A 13,969-nucleotide genomic window follows, 5' to 3' on the forward strand; every position below is an offset into this window, starting at 1 on the left:
CCGGCCCAGGAGTGCCGACCCGCTTTTACAAGTCGCTTGTACCGTTATAACGTACCGGAACTCAATACGCTTGACTTGGAAACCGGTGACCCTCATGCCCGAGCATGCCGCCCCGCTACTGCGCCCACCCCGCCACCGAGTCGATCCGCGGGCCCGCCGCTGGTGGACGGCTCAGGCCCTGCTGACGCTCAGCGGTCCGATGCTGCTCGTCGCCCTCGTCATGACGGTCCTTTCGCTCCTCTTCTTTCCCGGCGCACTGCCGTGGCTGGGCCCGTTGCTGCTGGTCGTGCTGGTGCTGCCGGCCGTCGGCTACCTCGTACTCATGCCGCGGTGGCGGTATGCGGTGCACGCCTGGGAGCTGGGCGAACGTGCGGTCTATGCGGCGGGCGGCTGGTTCTGGCAGAAGCGGCGGATCGCGCCGCTGACCCGGGTGCAGACGGTGGACACCGTGCGCGGGCCGCTCCAACGGCGCTACGGCCTGGCGACGGTGACCGTCACCACCGCCTCGACCGCGGGCGACATCAAGATCGCGGGGCTGTCCGACGCGGACGCCGAGGAGCTGTCGCGGCGGATCGGCGAGGCGGCGCAGGACGTACCGGGTGATGCCGCATGAGCACGCCACACGAGCCCTCCACCCCCGGCGTGGACCGCGGCCGCGGCATACCGGGCAGGGCCCCCGCCGCCTCCACCCCCCCCTTTGCCACCGCCTCTGCAGCCCCCTCAGCCACCCTCTCCGACACAGGCCGGTGGCGGCGGCTGGACCCGCGCACCCTGCTGGTGCACTGCGGCTGGATGGCGGCACCGCTCGGTTCGCTGACGCTGACGGCGCTGGCCACCGGAGGCCGGATCACCACCCAGGCCTGGATCACGCTCGCCGCCATCGCCGCCTCGTTCGCCGTCGTCACCGGCATCGGCCTGATCCGCTGGGCCCGTACGGAGTTCCGGGTCACGCTCCCCGGGAGCCCGGACGGCACGGAAACGGGTGCTTCCGGCGGCCACGGCCACGCTTCGCCCACCCTCGACGTACGCAGCGGACTGCTGACGCGCCGGCTGCGCAGTGTGCCGCTGCACCGCATCCGCACCGTCGACCTGACCGCGTCACCGCTGCACCGGCTGCTGGGGGTCACCGTGCTGCGGGCAGGGACGGCGGGCTCGGGGGACGGCCGCAGCGAACTGTCACTGGAAGCGCTCACGGTCCTCGACGCGGAACGGCTGCGCGCCGAGCTGCTCGCGTACGCGGACACCGAGGGGGCGGCGAATGATCCGGTGCTCGCCCGTTTCAGCTGGCGCTGGCTGCGGTACGCGCCGCTCACCTTCTGGGTCATCGGCGGGGTGTTCGTGGCGGCCGGTTCGGTCTACCGGGTCCTGGACGGCATCGGCATCGAGGCCTGGAAACTCGGCTTCGTCCAGCGGGCGTTCACCGAGTTCGGTGCGAGCGCCCTCTGGCTGACGGTCCCGGCGGCGCTGCTCGGCGTCCTCGCCCTCGGCTCGGTCGGCGCCGTCGCCCTCTACGTCGAGAACTGGTTCAACCACTGCCTGGAGTGGACCGATGCGCGCACGCTTCGGGTACGGCGCGGCCTGTTCACCACCCGGTCGGTCACCATCGAACGGGCGCGGCTGCGCGGGGTGTTGCTGCGTGAACCACTGCTACTGAGGGCCGGTGGCGGGGCGCTGGTGCGCGCGGTGGCAGGCGGCCTGGGCAACCGCGAGGAGAACCGCAAGCGCAGCGGACTGCTGCCGCCGGCGCCCCGTCCGGAGGCGGTGCGGGTGGCGGGCGGCGCCCTGCGGTCGCCCTTCCCGGCAGCGGGCGCGTCACCGGCCACGCTGACGCCGCACCCCCGCATCGCCCTTCGCCGGCGCCGGGTGCGCGGACTGCTGTGGGCGGTGCTGCCCGGCACCGCCGTCCTGGCCGGTCTCGGTGCGGCGTTCACCCCCGTCCTGCTGCACTGCGCCTGGGTCTACGCGGTGGTCACCACGGCGCTCGTGCTGTGGCTGGCCCGGGACGCGTACCGCAACCTCGGGCACGGGGTCGAGGGCCCCTACCTGGTCGCCCGTTCGGGCACCTTCAGCCGCGACACCCTCGCCCTCCGGCGCGAGGCCATCGCCGCCTGGACGTTGACGACCTCGCCGTTCACCCGCCGGGCCGGTCTGGTCACGCTCACCGCAGCGGTCGCGGCCGGTGAGGACGGCTATCGCATCCCGGACCTTGCGGCGGCCGAGGCTCCGTCCTTCGCCGCGATGGCGGCCCCGGGGATCCTGGAGGAGTTCCTGACGTACCCCGGGGCGCCGGATCACCTTCCGGAGCAGCGACTGCCGTAAGCGACTGCCATAGCGGAAAGCGCACTTCCCCGCCGCAGGCCCTGCTCCCGCCGCAGGCCGCGCTCCCCGCTCCCCCGCGCCCGCGCCCGCGCCCGCCGCGCCCATCGCGTACGACGGACCACCGGGCAGCCCCTCCGGCCACATGAGACGCATCTCACACCGATGTGGCGTGCACGGCGAGCGTGGGCACACCGTCTTACCGGACGAGCCACTGCCCATGACCCGACAGCCGCAGAGGGAGCAGCGCGATGAACACCGCCATCGACCAAGCCGTCCAGGTCCGCCTCATCGCCACCACCTGCGGCCCGTACGCGGTGCCCGCCGTGCTGCACTACCAGCCCGCCGATCCCCTGGCGGTACGGATGTTCTTCCCGCCGGAGATCTCGCTGGACGGCTCCGCCGTGGACTGGGCCTTCGCCCGGGAACTGCTCGACGAGGGGCTTCGGAGACCGGCCGGGCGGGGCGATGTGCGGGTGCGGCCGTCCGGCCCGGAGCGCACGGTGATGGAGTTCCACGCGGAGGAAGGCGTCGCCCTGGTCCAGTTGAGGACCACGGATGTCCGGGCGTTCCTCGCCCGCTCCTACGAGGCGGTACCCGCGGGCGGCGAGCCGGCGCACCTGGGCCTGGAGCGCGGCCTCGCGGAGCTGTTCGGCGCGGCGTAAGGAAAACGGGCCGTGCGCGGTGGGCAGCGGCGGGCCGCGCACGGCATGAGGCCGGGGGAGGAGGCCGTCGCCCCGGGGAGCCGGAAAGCGGCGGCACACACCGGGGCCTGTCCGGCAGGTCGGTGACGGACAGGCCCCGGGTGTCCGGCGGGTGGCACGCACCCGCCCCCACCCTCACCGCTTCGGAAACCCGAACCCGTAACCCTGCTGCTGCATCCACGGCAGCAGCCCGTCCAGCGCCTCGACGGTCCGGGAACGGTCGCCCCCGCCGTCGTGGAACAAGACCGTCGGCCCGTTACGCAGTTCACCGCGCACCGTCGCCTTGATCCCCTCAAGGGTGCCGCCCTCGAAGTCCTTGCTGTCGACGTTCCAGCCCAGCGGCCGCATCCCGCGGTCCGCGGCCAGCTTCCGGCTGTAGGGGGTGAAGGCGCCGCCGGGGGCGCGGTAGTACTCGACCCGGGCGCCGCCCGCCGCGTCCTCGATCATCTTCTGCGCGTCGAGTATCTGCTGCGACTGGTAGCTCTGCGGCCGGTGATCCATACCGGTGTTGTGGCTGACGGTGTGGTCGCAGAGCCTGTGCCCCTCGGCCACCACCTGCTTGACCAGGTCCGGGTGCGCCTTGGCCTGCGGACCTATCATGCAGAAGACCGCTTTGACGTGGTGCTTCTTCAGCACTTCGAGCACCTTCGGGGTCCAGGCCGGGTCCGGGCCGTCGTCGATGGTGATGTTCAGGCTGCGGCCGGGGCGGTCCGAGGCGTGCACGATGGAGGAATCGACCTTGACGCGGGCGGCCCGCTTGGCCTGGCCGGAGCCGATGGTGTCGGCCTCGGCCTGTGAAGTGGCCCCGAAATCACCGAAGGCGAGCGTCCCCGCGACCGCGAGCGACACCACCGCCGCCGCGGCCACTCCGATGATGCCGCTCTGAATACCGAAGCGCCGTGCCATCCCAACCCCGTCCCCACCCTGCTCGTGTGCGTACCGACCGGCGGTGGCCGCGTGATGCGCACCGCCCTGCACCACGTGAGATGCAGCAGAGCCCGGGCAGGCTGCTCCTGTTACCGATCCATCATGAAACTTATTGATACTGGACCCATGCCACGTGTACTTCTGATCGAGGACGACGCCGCCGTACGGGACGGCGTGTCCCTGGCCCTACGGCGGCGCGGCCATGAAGTGGCGGCCGCGGCCAGCGGGGAGGAGGGACTGGAGGCCCTGCCGGCCTTCCGCCCGGACATCGTGCTGCTCGATCTGATGCTCCCCGGCAAGGACGGCTTCGAGGTCTGCCGGCTGATCCGCGCCGAGCGGCAACTGCCGATCATCATGCTCACCGCCCGCGGCGAGGATCTCGACGTGGTACTCGGCCTGGAGGCCGGCGCCGACGACTACATCGTCAAGCCGGCCCGCGGCGAAGTCCTCGAAGCACGGATGCGCGCCGTGCTGCGCCGTACCGCACTGCCCGCCGATGGCACGCCGGCCGCCGCCGAGCCGGGCCCCGCCCCGGTCGAGACCTACGGCGAACTGGCCATAGACCGCGCCGGCCTGGTCGTCGGCAAGGGCGGCCAGGACCTGGCGCTGGCCCCCTCGGAGATGAAACTGCTGCTGTTCCTGTCCGCCACTCCGGGGCAGGTCTTCAGCCGCCAGCAGCTGCTGGAGCATGTGTGGGAGCACAGCTACCACGGCGATGCGCGGCTGGTCGATGCCTGTGTGATGCGGCTGCGGACGAAAATAGAGGACACCCCGCGCAGCCCCCGTTACGTCCAGACCGTGCGCGGCTTCGGCTACCGCTTCGGACCCCTGTGAAGCGCCCCGGCCTCCGGATGCCGGCCCTGCCCCGTCTGCGCACGGGGAACCCCCAGTTGCTGCGGGGACTGCGGGCCCGGCTCGTCGTGGGGTTCCTGGTGGTGGCCGCCGTCAGTGCGCTGACCACCGCTCTGCTGACCTATCAGGAAGCCCGTAACGCCATACTGCAGCGCTCCCAGGACATTGCCGTCAACGACCTGAGAGCGCAGGTCAACTCGCTGGCACCCGAGCTCCCCGTCCCGCCGTCCCAGGCGGATCTGGATTCCCTGCGCGTCCAGTTGGAGCGCTCCGGAAAGTCCCGCGAATGGGACATTTCCGTACATTACAGCGGCGTACGGGACAGTGGCGACGGCAGCCTGCGGGGCGACGTGGTGATACCGGCCGGCCTCAAGACCTCGGTGGAGAAGCGCCATGTGCCGGCCTTCCAGCGCGTGGACCGCGGCGGGGACCCCTGGCTGCTGATCGGGATGCCGGTCCGGCAGTCCGACGGCCGGGCCTCCGCACTGACCGTCTATGCCCAACTCCCGCTGTACGCCGAGGAGTCCAATGTCGAGGCGCTGGTGAGCGCCGCCCAGCGGGGCGCGCTGCCGGTGCTGGTACTGACCGTGGTCCTGGCGCTGCTCGCCGCGCGCGGCGTACTGCGGCCCGTACGGGGTCTGCGGCAGGCCGCCGGACGGATCGCCGAGGGCAAGCTGGACACCCGGCTGGAGGTCAAGGGCGCCGACGAGATCGCGGATCTGTCCCGGACGTTCAACGACATGGCGGCCCGGCTGGAGGAGAGCATGGCCGAGCTGCGCCGGCTGGAGTCCAACTCCCGGCGGTTCGCGGCCGATGTCTCGCACGAGCTGCGGACACCGCTGGCGGCGATGACCGCGGTGACCGATGTGCTCGACGAGGACGCCGACTCCCTCGACCCCGACACTGCCTCCGCGGTCCGGCTGATCAGCCAGGAGACCGGGAAGCTGGCGCGGATGGTGGAGGATCTGATGGAGGTGTCGCGCTTTGACGCGGGCGCCGCGGCGCTCCATCTGGACGAGGTGGACGTCGGCGAGACCATCCGCAAGACCCTCCAGGCCCGGGCCTGGCAGAAGAGGGTGACGGCCCAGCTGCCCGCGGACGTACGGGCCGGACTCGATCCACGGCGGCTGGATGTCGTGGTCGCGAACCTGGTCGGCAACGCCCTGCACCACGGCGGCGAACCGGTCGAGGTGCGGCTGCACCTCCCGGAGCCGGGCGCGGACCGGCTGCTGATCGAGATCTCCGACAGCGGCCCCGGCATCGATCCCGAGGTCCTGCCGCATGTCTTCGACCGTTTCTACAAGGCGGACTCCGCCCGCGCCCGCTCGGAGGGCAGCGGCCTGGGCCTGGCCATCGCGATGGAGAACGTACGCCTGCACGGCGGCTCCCTGCGCGCCGCCAACTCCCCGGGGGGCGGCGCGGTGTTCACGGTGGACCTGCCGCTGCGCCACCAGGAGGCGGGCGATCCGGCGGCCGAGGAGAGCGGCGACCCGCCGGACGACGCAGTGGCAGCGGCCGACGGGCAGACCACGGAGGACGACCGGGGCGGCCTCCGCTCCGCAGCCGGAAAGGAGAGGCACGCATGAGCGCCACGAACGCCCGCAACGCCCTGCGTGCGACGCGTGCCGGCCGGCGGGTGCTGACCGGCGGGCTCACCGCCGCCCTGGCCGGCGTCCTCACCGGCGCGCTGGCCGGCGGCCTGACCGGCTGCGGTATCGCCCCCACCGACGTCATCGACGCCGGCGAGCCCGCCACCGGCGTGAAGTCACCGGGCCAGCCCGCGGCCGATGTCCAGTTGTTCTTCTACGGGCCCTCCGGCCTGCGCTCCGCGACCCGGCGGGCAAAGGTGCCGGTCGACCCGGAGCTGGCCATCGATTTGCTGATGAAGGGGCCGAACCACGCGGAGCGGATGCGTGGTCTGTCCAGCGTGCTGCCGAAGTTCCCCGGCTCGCTGACCGTCACCACCCATGTGGGCAGTGTCGTGATCACCCTGCCGATGAACGTCAAGCGGCTGGACTCCGCCTCGCTGAACCAGCTGGTGTGTACCGCGGCCAATGCCCGGGTGCCCGGGAACAAGCCGTCGGGGGACGTCGCCGTGACGCTGGTGAGCAAGTCCGTGCGCGTGGGCCCCATGGTGTGCGGTGGCAACAACGCCTTCCCCGTGGTGGAGCCCAGCCCGACCGGAACCGGCACGCCTCAGGCCGGCACGAACAGCGGCGGCACGACCGGCTCAGGCCCGGAGGCGGCGCAACCGGACCCGGCAGGCTGAGCGGTCTCCGTTCCACGGGCCCGTCCCGGAGTTCCCGTGAAGGCGGGCGGGCCGGTGCCCGCCCGGACCGCCGTCACCGCCCGGCGGGCTCCGTTCGCACCCGCAGGAACCGCGGACGGTACAGCTCCACATCGCCGTTGAGCCGGGCATCGGGCGGGACACCGGGCGGGCCGAGCCAATTGATGTCGTAGCTGAGCAGAAACTCCCCGTTCGCGGTGAATTCGGGGTGTACCTGGGGGTTGTAGGCGGCGACGTACTGCGGGTCGGGGGCCGGTGGGCGGGGCGCGGTGAGACGGCCGTCCGGCCCGTACCAGGGGCCGTGCGGCGAGCAGGACCAGTAGGTGGTGAGCGCCCGCAGGCCGGCCGCCCCGCCGCCACCGGTGTCCATGGTGAACAGCAGCCAGGCCGGACCGTCGCGCACCACCGAGAAGGCGCTGCCGACCCCGCGCCGGCCACCGGCCCGCAGCACCGGCCGGGCCCGCCCGGCCTGCCGCCGCCAGCGGGCGCCGTCCCAGAACCGCCAGCTCCTGCGGTCCGCGAGCCGCCCGTCCGGAACCCGTACGGCATAGGCGCTGGAGGCCGGTGACGAGGGCGGGTCGTCGCCGCCGAACACATAGGTCCAGCCGCCGGCACGGACCGCCGCCGTGCCGTAGAGGACGCGCCGGCCCGGGTCGGCGGAGGTCCGGCCGACGGTCTCGGTGATGCCTTCCAGGCGCAGGCCGGGGAGCGTCAGGGTGGCCACCTCGGTGCCACGCGGCAGGCCGAAGATCCACGGTCCGGTTCCTGGCGCACGGTTCCACAGCAGCACCCGGACGACCTTCTCGTGCGCGCCGGGCGTACGGGGCTCCACGCTCGCGCCCACCGGCCAGCGCAGGCCGCCGCCGGGCGGGTCGGGGAAGAACGGGCCGGGGGCGGCCGCGGTGCCGCCGGTCAGGGTGCGCGCCGGCCGGCCCGAACGGGACATCACCACGGCGGAGTTGTGCCGCAGCAGCGGGGTGCCCCCGCCGTCGGCGGTGCGCCAACGATGCCACTCCCCTCGCGGGTTGGGCGGCGGCTGGATCCGGTCGAGGAAGGTGTCGGAGAAGAGCCAGAGCGTGCGGCCGTCGGGGAGGCGCACCGAGTGGGTGCCGTCACCGCCGGTCCAGTCGTCCACCCGGGTGTTGTCGTCGCCGTAGCGGGCGAATTCCGCGGTATGCCGGGAATCGGGGGACCAGGAGGCGATCCGGCGCCCGCGGCAGTCCGCGGCGCGGCCGGGAGGGGCCGACGCCGGCAGCGCCCCCAGCAGCCCGGCACCGGCGAGGAGCAGAGCGGCGACGGCCGCGGCACGGATCACCGGCACCTCGGGCATCGCACTCCTCTGGAGGTCCCCTGCCCCTCAAGACCTTGGGGGGGGAGGGTTCGGGCCCACGCTACGGCCCCTGAGCGGCGGCCGGCGGCAGGCGCGTCCCGCGGGGGAAAGGAGGGACTCGGCACCGTACGGCCGGACTGTCCCACCTGCCCCTTCCGGCGCATAAATATGAAGATCCATGGGAGGTCAACGAGTGCAAGGTCACAGCTGGAGCCCCTGCTCCAGCTAACGGTCGTTCGCCTAGCCTGCTGCTATGACCGCCGAGTCCCCCGAACTCCCCCTGGCCGCCGCCTTCCCCGATGCCGATCGAGAGCAGTGGCAGCGCCTCGTCGAAGGTGTGCTGCGCAAATCGGGCGTCACAGAGGCGACGGGCACCGCCGCCGAGGATGCGCTCTCCACCGATCTGCAGGACGGCATCCGTATCCGCCCGCTCTACACCGCCGAGGACGCCACGGGCGCCCTGGGCCTTCCGGGCTTCGCCCCGTTCGTACGGGCCGGCCGGCCCGAGGGCACGACCGTCGCCGGGTGGGACGTACGCCAGCGCCATGTCCACACCGATCCGGTGCGCGCCAATGAAGCGGTACTGGCCGATCTGGAGAACGGCGTCACCTCCCTCTGGCTGGCCGTCGGCGACGGCGGGCTGCCGGTGGAAGGCCTGGAGCGCGCGCTCGACGGGGTCTATCTGGACCTGGCCGCGGTGGTCCTGGACGCCGGCGCCGATTTCGCGCCGGCCGCCGAGGAGTTGCTGCGGCTGTACACCGCGTCCGGCGCGCCGCTCACCGCGGCGGTCGGCTGTCTGGGCGCGGACCCGCTCGGCCTGCTGGCCCGTACGGGCGACGACGCCAAGCTGCGCCTGCAGGGGGAGTCGGCCGCCCGGATCGCCGCGCGGTGCGCCGCCGAGGCGCCCGGCGTGCGCGCGCTGGCCGTGGACGCGCTGCCGTACCACGAGGCGGGCGGCTCAGCGGCCGAGGAACTGGGCGCCTCGCTGGCGACCGGTGTCGCCTATCTGCGGCAGCTGACGGAGTCCGGGCTGGGCATCGACGACGCCTGCCGTCAGCTGGAGTTCCGCTATGCCGCGACCGCAGACCAGTTCCTGACGATCGCCAAGCTGCGTGCCGCCCGGCGGCTGTGGGCGCGGGTCGCCGAGGTCTGCGGGGCCTCCCCCGCCGCTCGTGCGCAGCGCCAGCACGCCGTCACCTCCACGGTGATGATGACCCGTCGGGACCCGTGGGTGAACATGCTGCGCACCACGGTCGCCGGGCTGTCCGCGGGCGTGGGCGGCGCGGACGCGGTGACGGTGCTGCCGTTCGATGCCGCGCTGGGCGTGCCCGATGCGTTCGCCCGCCGGATCGCCCGGAACACCCAGTCCGTGCTGCTGGAGGAGTCGCACCTGTCGAAGGTGATCGACCCGGCGGGCGGTTCCTGGTACGTGGAGAGCCTGACCGACGAACTGGCGGGTGCGGCCTGGGCGTTCTTCCAGGAGATCGAGGGCGCGGGCGGCCAGGCCGCGGCGCTGCGGTCCAAGATGATCGCCGGACGGCTGGCCCGCACCTGGGAGCGCCGCAGCAAGGACCTCGCCCACCGGCGCGAACCGATCACCGGTGTCAGCGAGTTCCCGCATCTCGCCGAGGCCCCGGTGCACCGCGAGCCGGCGCCCGCCCCGATCGGCGGAGGGCTGCCGCGGGTGCGCAGGGACGATGCCTACGAGCGGCTGCGGTCGCGCTCCGACGACCGTCTGGCGGCGAGCGGCGAACGGCCGAAGGTCTTCCTGGCCGCGCTGGGCCCGGTCGCGGCGCACACCGCGCGGGTGACGTTCGCCGCCAATCTCTTCCAGGCCGGCGGCATCGAGACGGTGCAGGAAGCGGCGCCGGTGGACGCGGAGTCGGTGGCCGAGGCGTTCGCCCGCAGCGGCGCGCGGATCGCCTGTCTGTGTTCGAGCGACGCGGTGTACGGCGAGCAGGCGGCGGCCGTGGCGGCCGCGCTGAAGTCGGCGGGTGCGCTGCGGGTGCATCTGGCGGGCAAGCCGGGTGAGCGCCGGGAGGAATTCACAGCGGCCGGGGTGGACGCCTTCGTCTTCGCGGGCTGCGACGCGGTCGAGGTGCTGTCCTCGGCCCTGGATGTCATGGAGGTGGCGTGATGAACGACACGACACAGCAGACGGGCGCCATCCCGGACTTCAGCACGGTCGAGCTGGGCAAGCCGGCCGCGGCGGACGCCGCCGGCGGCACCGGGGAGTGGGCCGAGGCCGTGGCGCAGTCCACCGGCAAGGGCGTGGCGGATCTGACGTGGGAGACGCCGGAGGGCATCGACGTCAAGCCGCTGTACACCGACGCGGACCTCGACGGCCTGGACTTCCTGGGCACGTACCCGGGCATCACGCCGTATCTGCGCGGCCCGTACCCGACGATGTACGTCAACCAGCCCTGGACGATCCGGCAGTACGCCGGCTTCTCCACGGCGGAGGAGTCCAACGCCTTCTACCGCCGCAACCTCGCGGCCGGCCAGAAGGGCCTGTCGGTCGCCTTCGACCTGCCCACCCACCGCGGCTACGACAGCGACCACCCGCGGGTGACCGGCGACGTCGGCATGGCGGGCGTCGCCATCGACTCGATCTACGACATGCGGCAGCTCTTCGAGGGCATCCCGCTGGACAAGATGACCGTGTCGATGACGATGAACGGCGCGGTGCTGCCCGTTCTCGCCCTCTACATCGTGGCGGCGGAGGAGCAGGGCGTACCGCCCGAGAAGCTGGCCGGGACCATCCAGAACGACATCCTCAAGGAGTTCATGGTCCGCAACACCTACATCTATCCGCCGCAGCCCTCGATGCGGATCATCTCCGACATCTTCGCGTACACCTCGCAGAAGATGCCGCGCTACAACTCCATCTCCATCTCCGGCTATCACATCCAGGAGGCGGGGGCGACGGCCGACCTGGAGCTGGCGTACACCCTCGCGGACGGGGTGGAGTACCTGCGCGCGGGCATGGCGGCGGGCATGGACGTGGACTCCTTCGCGCCGCGTCTCTCGTTCTTCTGGGCGATCGGTATGAACTTCTTCATGGAGATCGCCAAGCTGCGGGCGGCCCGGCTGTTGTGGGCGCGCCTGGTCCAGCGCTTCGAACCGAAGAACCCCAAGTCCCTCTCGCTGCGCACCCATTCGCAGACCTCGGGCTGGTCGCTGACCGCGCAGGACGTGTTCAACAACGTCACCCGCACCTGCGTGGAGGCGATGGCGGCGACGCAGGGCCACACCCAGTCGCTGCACACCAACGCCCTGGACGAGGCGCTGGCGCTGCCCACCGACTTCTCCGCCCGGATCGCCCGCAACACCCAGCTGTTCCTGCAGCAGGAGTCGGGCACCTGCCGGGTCATCGACCCGTGGGGCGGCAGCGCCTACGTCGAGAAGCTGACCCACGACCTGGCGCGGCGGGCCTGGCAGCACATCGAGGAGGTCGAGGCGGCCGGCGGGATGGCCAAGGCCATCGACGCGGGCATCCCCAAGCTGCGTGTGGAGGAGGCCGCGGCCCGTACCCAGGCGCGGATCGACTCGGGGCGGCAGGCGCTGATCGGCGTCAACAAGTACCGGGTGGAGACCGACGAGGAGATCGAGGTCCTCAAGGTCGACAACTCCTCGGTGCGCGCCCAGCAGATCGAGAAGCTGAAGCGGCTGCGCGCCGAGCGCGACGAGGACGCCTGCCGGGCGGCGCTGCGGGCACTGACCGCGGCGGCCGAATCCGGCCCCGGCGAGGGGCTGGAGGGCAACCTGCTGGCGCTGGCGGTGGACGCGGCCCGCGCCATGGCGACCGTCGGCGAGATCTCGGACGCCCTGGAGTCGGTCTACGGGCGGCACTCCGGCCAGATCCGTACGATCTCCGGTGTGTACCGAGACGAAGCGGGCCCCTCCTCCGGTGTCGAGCGCACCCGGGACCTGGTGGCCGAGTTCGAGCGCGCCGAGGGGCGCCGGCCGCGCATCCTGGTGGCCAAGATGGGCCAGGACGGCCATGACCGCGGCCAGAAGGTGATCGCCACGGCCTTCGCCGACCTGGGCTTCGACGTCGATGTCGGCCCGCTGTTCCAGACCCCGGCCGAGGTCGCCCGTCAGGCCGTGGAGGCGGACGTCCACATCGTCGGGGTGTCCTCGCTGGCGGCCGGGCACCTGACCCTGGTGCCCGCGCTGAAGGAGGCGCTGGCCGCCGAGGACCGCGAGGACATCACGATCGTGGTGGGCGGGGTGATCCCGCCGCAGGACGTGCAGCCGCTGCGCGACATGGGCGCCGCCGCGGTCTTCCTGCCCGGCACGGTCATCCCGGAGGCCGCGCACGACCTGGTGCGGGACCTGGCGTCGGTCCTCGGCCACGAGCTCTGAGCGGGGGGTCATGCCTGCGACGATCGATGTCGAACGGTACGCCGAGGGGGTCCGCGCGGGCTCCCGGGCCTGGATCGCCCGTGCCGTCACCCTGGTCGAGTCCACCCGGCCCGACCACCGGGCGGCGGCCCAGCGGCTGCTGGTCGAGCTGCTGCCGCACTCCGGCGCGGCCCGCAGAGTGGGCATCAGCGGGGTGCCGGGCGTCGGCAAGTCGACCTTCATCGACGCGCTCGGCTCGCTGCTGACCGGCACCGGGCACCGGGTGGCGGTGCTCGCCGTCGACCCGTCCTCCAGCCGTACCGGCGGCTCCATCCTGGGCGACAAGACCCGGATGGAGCGGCTGGCGACGGACCCGGCGGCGTTCGTCCGCCCCTCCCCCACGTCGGGCACGCTGGGCGGGGTGGCGCGGGCCACCCGGGAGTCCATCGTGGTGATGGAGGCCGCGGGCTACGACGTGGTCCTGGTGGAGACGGTCGGCGTCGGCCAGTCCGAGACCACCGTCGCGGGCATGGTCGACACCTTTCTGCTGCTGACCCTGGCCCGCACCGGCGATCAGCTCCAGGGCATCAAGAAGGGCGTGCTGGAGCTGGCGGACCTGGTCTCCGTCAACAAGGCCGACGGCCCGCACGAGCGGGACGCCCGCTCCGCCGCCCGCGAACTGTCCGGTGCCCTGCGGCTGTTGCAGCCCCCGGACGCGGCCTGGACACCCCCCGTACTGACCTGCAGCGCCCGCGAGGGCACCGGTCTGAAGGGGGTCTGGGAGCGGGTCGAGCAGCACCGCACCCTCCTGGAGTCCACCGGGGCGCTGGCCGAGCGGCGCCGCGCCCAGCAGGTCGACTGGACCTGGTCGATGGTCCGCGACCGGCTGATCGACCGCCTCCAGGAGCACCCCGAGGTGCGCCGGCTGGGCCCCGGCGTGGAACAGGCGGTGCGCGAAGGCGAGATCACCGCGACGCTGGCCGCCGAACGGCTGCTGGAGGCATTCGGGCTGGGAGACGGGGCGACGGCCGAGGCATAGGCCGCCGGCCGGGCGGTCGCCGGGCGGTCGGGCGGTCGCCGGGCGGTCGGGCGGTCGCCGGGCGGTCGGGCGGTCGCCGGGCGGGCGATCACAGGCCGCCCGGCCCTTGCGCCTCCCGGCCCTTCACGCCCCGGCCCTCCCCCGACGCAGGCGGAGCGATCATCAGC

The 13,969-nt window shown here is 72.9% G+C and carries 11 protein-coding genes; 9 read left to right on the plus strand and 2 right to left on the minus strand.

Annotated features, from left to right (window positions below):
• Window positions 1-94: 94 nt before the first annotated feature.
• The 3 genes from D9V36_RS07275 (at window position 95) to D9V36_RS07285 (ending at window position 2,981) form a co-directional block, all read left to right on the plus strand.
• Window positions 95-613, plus strand: a complete 519-nt coding sequence (locus D9V36_RS07275; protein ID WP_129293044.1) for a PH domain-containing protein — start codon at window positions 95-97, stop codon at window positions 611-613.
• Window positions 610-2,319, plus strand: a complete 1,710-nt coding sequence (locus tag D9V36_RS07280; protein WP_129293045.1) for a PH domain-containing protein — start codon at window positions 610-612, stop codon at window positions 2,317-2,319. The genes D9V36_RS07275 and D9V36_RS07280 overlap by 4 nt, the downstream gene beginning before the upstream one ends.
• Before the next feature lie 248 nt (window positions 2,320-2,567).
• On the plus strand, window positions 2,568-2,981 hold the full coding sequence (locus D9V36_RS07285; RefSeq protein WP_129293046.1) for an SsgA family sporulation/cell division regulator: 414 nt from the start codon (window positions 2,568-2,570) through the stop codon (window positions 2,979-2,981).
• A 174-nt stretch (window positions 2,982-3,155) separates the two neighbouring features.
• On the opposite strand, the gene D9V36_RS07290 is transcribed toward D9V36_RS07285, so the two are convergent.
• Window positions 3,156-3,926 (minus strand): polysaccharide deacetylase family protein, encoded by a 771-nt coding sequence (locus tag D9V36_RS07290; protein WP_129293047.1) that lies wholly within the window; start codon window positions 3,924-3,926, stop codon window positions 3,156-3,158.
• Window positions 3,927-4,073: 147 nt separating this feature from the next.
• Between D9V36_RS07290 and D9V36_RS07295 the strand changes: the two genes are divergently transcribed.
• Genes D9V36_RS07295 through D9V36_RS07305 form a run of 3 tightly spaced genes read left to right on the plus strand, consistent with a single transcriptional unit; the run spans window position 4,074 to window position 7,068 of the window.
• Complete coding sequence (locus D9V36_RS07295) at window positions 4,074-4,781, plus strand: response regulator transcription factor (RefSeq protein ID WP_129293048.1); 708 nt, start codon at window positions 4,074-4,076, stop codon at window positions 4,779-4,781.
• Window positions 4,782-4,798: 17 nt separating this feature from the next.
• Window positions 4,799-6,385 (plus strand): sensor histidine kinase, encoded by a 1,587-nt coding sequence (locus D9V36_RS07300; RefSeq protein ID WP_129298254.1) that lies wholly within the window; start codon window positions 4,799-4,801, stop codon window positions 6,383-6,385.
• Entirely contained in the window at window positions 6,382-7,068 is a 687-nt protein-coding gene (locus D9V36_RS07305; RefSeq protein ID WP_129293049.1) for a GerMN domain-containing protein, read from the plus strand. Before D9V36_RS07300 ends, D9V36_RS07305 begins: the two co-directional genes overlap by 4 nt.
• Before the next feature lie 73 nt (window positions 7,069-7,141).
• On the opposite strand, the gene D9V36_RS07310 is transcribed toward D9V36_RS07305, so the two are convergent.
• Entirely contained in the window at window positions 7,142-8,416 is a 1,275-nt protein-coding gene (locus D9V36_RS07310; RefSeq protein WP_129293050.1) for a DUF4185 domain-containing protein, read from the minus strand.
• Window positions 8,417-8,669: 253 nt separating this feature from the next.
• On the opposite strand from D9V36_RS07310, the gene mutA reads away from it, so the two are divergent.
• The 3 genes from mutA to meaB are packed head-to-tail and all read left to right on the plus strand — an operon-like array spanning window position 8,670 to window position 13,802.
• On the plus strand, window positions 8,670-10,553 hold the full coding sequence (mutA, locus tag D9V36_RS07315; protein WP_129293051.1) for a methylmalonyl-CoA mutase small subunit: 1,884 nt from the start codon (window positions 8,670-8,672) through the stop codon (window positions 10,551-10,553).
• Window positions 10,553-12,784 carry a methylmalonyl-CoA mutase gene (gene scpA / locus D9V36_RS07320; protein ID WP_129293052.1) on the plus strand — a complete coding sequence of 744 codons (2,232 nt, stop codon included), beginning with the start codon at window positions 10,553-10,555 and terminating at the stop codon, window positions 12,782-12,784. The genes mutA and scpA overlap by 1 nt, the downstream gene beginning before the upstream one ends.
• Before the next feature lie 10 nt (window positions 12,785-12,794).
• On the plus strand, window positions 12,795-13,802 hold the full coding sequence (gene meaB, locus D9V36_RS07325; protein WP_129293053.1) for a methylmalonyl Co-A mutase-associated GTPase MeaB: 1,008 nt from the start codon (window positions 12,795-12,797) through the stop codon (window positions 13,800-13,802).
• Window positions 13,803-13,969: the final 167 nt, after the last annotated feature.

It is taken from the genome of Streptomyces lydicus (assembly GCF_004125265.1).
In the GTDB taxonomy this organism is placed as follows: Bacteria; Actinomycetota; Actinomycetes; order Streptomycetales; family Streptomycetaceae; genus Streptomyces; species Streptomyces lydicus_C.